Source organism: uncultured Sphingomonas sp., from assembly GCF_964244235.1.
Lineage (GTDB): Bacteria > Pseudomonadota > Alphaproteobacteria > Sphingomonadales > Sphingomonadaceae > Sphingomonas.
Window position 1 is genome coordinate 1 of record NZ_CAXTII010000132.1, and the last position, 4,215, is coordinate 4,215.

Annotated in this window: 4 protein-coding genes and 2 pseudogenes; 1 reads left to right on the plus strand and 5 read right to left on the minus strand. The window is 64.3% G+C overall.

All coding sequences use genetic code 11. The annotated features are described in order from the left end of the window. From ACFE7D_RS14070 to ACFE7D_RS14085, 4 genes and pseudogenes are all read right to left on the minus strand, one after another. Positions 1–199 (minus strand): annotated as a pseudogene (locus ACFE7D_RS14070) (glutathione peroxidase); the annotation flags it as partial. Continuing rightward, positions 196–756, minus strand: a complete 561-nt coding sequence (locus ACFE7D_RS14075) for a GNAT family N-acetyltransferase (protein ID WP_375396041.1) — start codon at positions 754–756, stop codon at positions 196–198. The pseudogene ACFE7D_RS14070 and the gene ACFE7D_RS14075, both read right to left, overlap by 4 nt. 38 nt (positions 757–794) lie before the next feature. Further along, complete coding sequence (locus tag ACFE7D_RS14080) at positions 795–1,520, minus strand: ABC transporter ATP-binding protein (RefSeq protein WP_375396039.1); 726 nt, start codon at positions 1,518–1,520, stop codon at positions 795–797. Then, the gene (locus ACFE7D_RS14085; RefSeq protein ID WP_174285844.1) at positions 1,513–2,763 is read right to left on the minus strand and encodes a lipoprotein-releasing ABC transporter permease subunit; all 1,251 of its coding nucleotides are present in this window, start codon (positions 2,761–2,763) and stop codon (positions 1,513–1,515) included. Before ACFE7D_RS14085 ends, ACFE7D_RS14080 begins: the two co-directional genes overlap by 8 nt. A gap of 615 nt (positions 2,764–3,378) precedes the next feature. On the opposite strand from ACFE7D_RS14085, the gene ACFE7D_RS14090 reads away from it, so the two are divergent. Beyond that, complete coding sequence (locus ACFE7D_RS14090; RefSeq protein WP_375396040.1) at positions 3,379–3,849, plus strand: Hsp20 family protein; 471 nt, start codon at positions 3,379–3,381, stop codon at positions 3,847–3,849. 109 nt (positions 3,850–3,958) lie between these two features. Here ACFE7D_RS14090 and ACFE7D_RS14095 read toward each other — a convergent pair. Then, positions 3,959–4,087: pseudogene (locus ACFE7D_RS14095) on the minus strand (hypothetical protein); the annotation flags it as partial. Positions 4,088–4,215 lie beyond the last annotated feature (128 nt).

The following is a 4,215-nucleotide window of genomic DNA, read 5'->3' on the forward strand; positions in this document are numbered from 1 at the left end:
ACTGGTTGCACGGAAACGCCAGCACCGCCAAACCGCGATCGGCATAGCGCCGGTGGAGCGCCTCCAATCCCAGATATTGCGGCGTGAAGCCGCATTTCGACGCGGTGTTGACGATCAGCAATACGTGACCCGCATATATCGACAGATCGACGTCGCCGCCGTCCGCGGCCCTCACGTGGAGATCGGTGATTGCGGTCAAGCGGGGTCTCCATGGCGCGCCAACAGGAATTGCAGATTCTGCCGTACCGCCGGCCATTCGCGGTCGAGGATGCTGTAGACCATGCTATCACGAACGCGGCCGTCGGGCATCACCTGGTGGCCGCGCAACACGCCGTCCCGCTTTGCGCCCAGCCGCTCGATCGCGGTCTGGCTTCGCAGGTTCAGCGCATCGGTGCGGATCTGGACGCATTGGCAGCCGAGCGCCTTGAACGCATGCGTCAGCAGCAGCAGTTTCGCCTCGGTATTCACCCCCGTCCGCTGGACGCGCGTGGCGTAGAACGTACCGCCGATCTCGACGCGGCGATGCTGCGCGTTCATCCGAAGGAAGCGGGTGGTGCCGCACACGATATCGGCGCGGTCCAGCACCGCGAACGGCATCGCCCTGCCCGCGTCGCGCTCGCGAAACGCACGCGCCAAGAAGGCTTCCGGATCCTTCATCTGCGATACGCTGGCGTAGGACAGGTCCCACAACCCGTCCGTCGATGCGGCCTCGATCAACGCGTCGCGGTCGGCCGGCGACAGCGGCCGCAGCGTCATGTGCCGGCCCGAAAGCGTCGGTGCCGCAGACCGGTCGGTCACCGCAACTGGCCGTCGTGGAGGCGTACCACCCGGTCCATCTGCGCCGCCAGCCGTTCATTATGCGTGGCGACCAGCGCGGAGGATCCTTCCTCGCGCACCAGCCGCAGGAATTCGGCGAGGACCAGGCCGGCGGTATGCTCGTCGAGATTACCCGTGGGTTCGTCCGCCAGCACCAGCGCTGGCCGGTTGGCGAGCGCGCGAGCAACGGCGACTCGCTGCTGCTCCCCGCCCGACAGCTGGCTCGGCCGATGGGTCAGCCGGTGACCCAGACCGAGCTGCGTCAGCAGATCGACCGCGCGCGCATCGGCCGCGGAACGGGTCGCACCGTGGACGAGTTGCGGCAGGACGACATTCTCCGTCGCGTTGAAATCGGGCAGCAGATGGTGGAACTGGTAGACGAAGCCCAGCCGGTCGCGGCGCACGACGGTGCGGCCATGCGCGCCGAGCCTGGCCGCCTCCTCGCCGGCGATCCGGATCGATCCCTCGAACCCGCCCTCCAGCAGGCCGACCGCCTGGAGAAGCGTCGACTTGCCGGATCCCGATGGTCCGAGCAGCGCGACGATCTCGCCCGGCGCGATCGACAGATCGATCCCGCGCAGGACGTCTATCCTGACGTCACCCTGCACGAAGCTGCGGGTGAGACCGGTGGTCTGGAGAACTGCTGCGCCGTCGGACGCGGCAAAGCCGCGACGGCCGTGCGCCGCTTCGCTTGCATCATTCATAGCGCAGCACTTGCACCGGATCGGTGCTTGCCGCTTTCCACGCCGGGTACAGGGTCGCCAGGAAGCTGAACACCAGCGCCATCGCCGCGATCGCGATCACTTCGACCGGATCGGTCTTCGACGGTAGTTCGGTCAGGTAACGGATCGACGGGTCCCATAGATTCTGCCCCGTCACATATTGTACGACGTTCACTACGCCCTGCCGGTAGAACAGGAACACCGCGCCGAGCAGCAACCCGGCAAGCGTCCCGAGCGCGCCGATCGTCGTGCCGACGACCATGAAGATCCGCATCAGCCCGCCGCGCGTCGCACCCATCGTGCGAAGGATCGCGATATCGCGCGTTTTCGCCCGGACCAGCATGATGAGCGACGACAATATATTGAACACCGCGACCAGGATGATGATCGACAGCACGGTGAACATCGCCACGCGTTCCACCGCCAGCGCCTCGAACAATTGCGCGTTCATGCTTCGCCAGTCGGAAATCACCGCCTCCCCCGCGACCGTTTTGGCAAGCGGGGCGAGGATCGGGCCGACCCGGTCGGCGTCGACCGTCTTCACCTCGACCATGCCGACATCGTCGCCCATCAGCAGCAGCGTCTGCGCATCCTCGATCGGCATGACGACATACGCCTTGTCGTAATCATACACGCCGATCTCGAAGATCGCGCCGACGGTATAGCTGACGATCCGCGGCACGGTGCCGAACGGCGTCGTCTGCCCCTGCGGGCTGAACAGCGATATCTGGCTGCCGACCTGCGCGCCAAGCGCCTCGGCAAGCCGGCTGCCGATCGCGACCTCGCCGCTGCCCCTCGTGATCGCCGCCATCGATCCCATCAGGATCTTCGCATGGAGCGTCGTGTTCGAAGTGATGTCAGCGGCGCGCATGCCGTGAAGCAAGACCGCCTCGGCGCGCCCATTATAGGTCGCGGCGAGCGGCTGTTCGATCAGCGGGATGGCCGAAGTGACGCCCGGCGTCGCCTTCGCCTGCGACACGATCGTACGCCAGTCGGGCAGACGGCCGTTATATCCCTGCACCACCGCATGGCCGTTAAGCCCGACGATCTTGTCGAACAGTTCCGCGCGGAACCCGTTCATGACGCTCATGACGATCACCAGCGCCGCCACCCCGAGCATGACCGCGACGAGGCTGATCGAGGCGACGAGGAAGATGAACGCCTCGCCCTTCCCGGGCAGCAGATAGCGCCGCGCGATCATCCGTTCATAGCGTGACAGGATCATCGGTGGAGGATGGCTTTCGCGGGGGCAGGTGGATGCGGCTTTGCCCTAGGATGAGCCGGCAAGGCTGGCAAGCTGGCGTATCGTTACGCGATTGTTGCGCAACCGCCACAGGCGTTGCCCAATCGTCGCCGCCCCCGGTTTTGGCCAATGACAAGCCGGTCATGAACGCATAGCAGGATGGCACTGGCACACAGGCAATGGCCGTGGTTCGGGGATTGCTTCAAGCGCCGCCGCACAGGCTGGTCGCGGGAGCGGGACAAGGGGGCTGACGAGCGATCGTCACGCAGGCGCCCGGATCGGAAACGGTCCGGGCGTTTGCCGTTTCCGGCGCGTCCACGCCGCCTTTATAAGGGAATTCCGGTGTCGTCCCAGCGGGAGCTTCCAACTGACGCGGAGCCGACACCGATCCGACTTCGAAAGCATGTTATCCCAGGTTATCTGAATGCCAGCTGCACGGCGTCCTAAAAATTTTGAAGATCCTGTCCTATCCAGCCTTGAATCGTATTTCATGCTTCCAAAATTCGCTGCGCGTGGCGCCGCAAGGGCCGCGCAAGAACCGGACACCGCGCATGAGCGGGTGTCCTATCGTCAACTCGCTCTGTGTGAGGATTTGATATGCGACCCGATCTGACCCCCTATCGCCGTTCCACCATCGGCTTCGACCGTCTGTTCGACATGCTGGAAACGAGCGGTCGCACCGCACCGGCGGAAAACTATCCCCCCTTCAATCTCGAGCGGATCGCCGATGATCGGTACCGCATCACCCTGGCCATCGCGGGCTTCACGCGCGACGAGATCGAAATCACTGCGCAGCAGAACCTGCTCCTCGTCGCCGGACACAAGGACGACAAGACGGCGGGTGCCAATTTCCTGCACGTCGGGATTGCCAATCGCAGCTTCGAACGTCGTTTCGAACTGGCCGATTTCGTGCTGGTCGAGGATGCGCGGCTGAACGACGGGCTGCTGGTGATCGACCTCGTCCGCGAAGTGCCCGAGGCGATGAAGCCGAAGTCGATCTCGATTAAGATGGGCGCGCCCCTGGCTGCGGTCGAGAGCAACGCGGCAGACGAGGCGAAGGCGGCGTAACCCCGCTGGCGTCTTCCACGGACTTCCGGAAGGCGCCTGAGAGGCGTCCGGGCCTGACAAGGTCCGGACGCCTTTATCTTGAGTCCCTCTCCCTTTGGGAGAGGGAAATCTAAAACAACCGGCTCTGCTTCACCGCGGCTTCGATGAAGCTCGCGAACAGGGGATGCGGATCGAAGGGTCTGCTCTTCAGTTCCGGATGGAACTGCATACCGACAAACCAGGGATGATCCGGCCGCTCGCCGCCGTCGAGAACGCATCGGCCGACGAAGCGAAGTCGGCGTTAGCCGCTGGCGTTTCGGCTTGTAAGGGGTGCCTAGGACGCGGTGACATTTTAGGGATTCCGCTGAGCCGATAGTTCTGATTCAA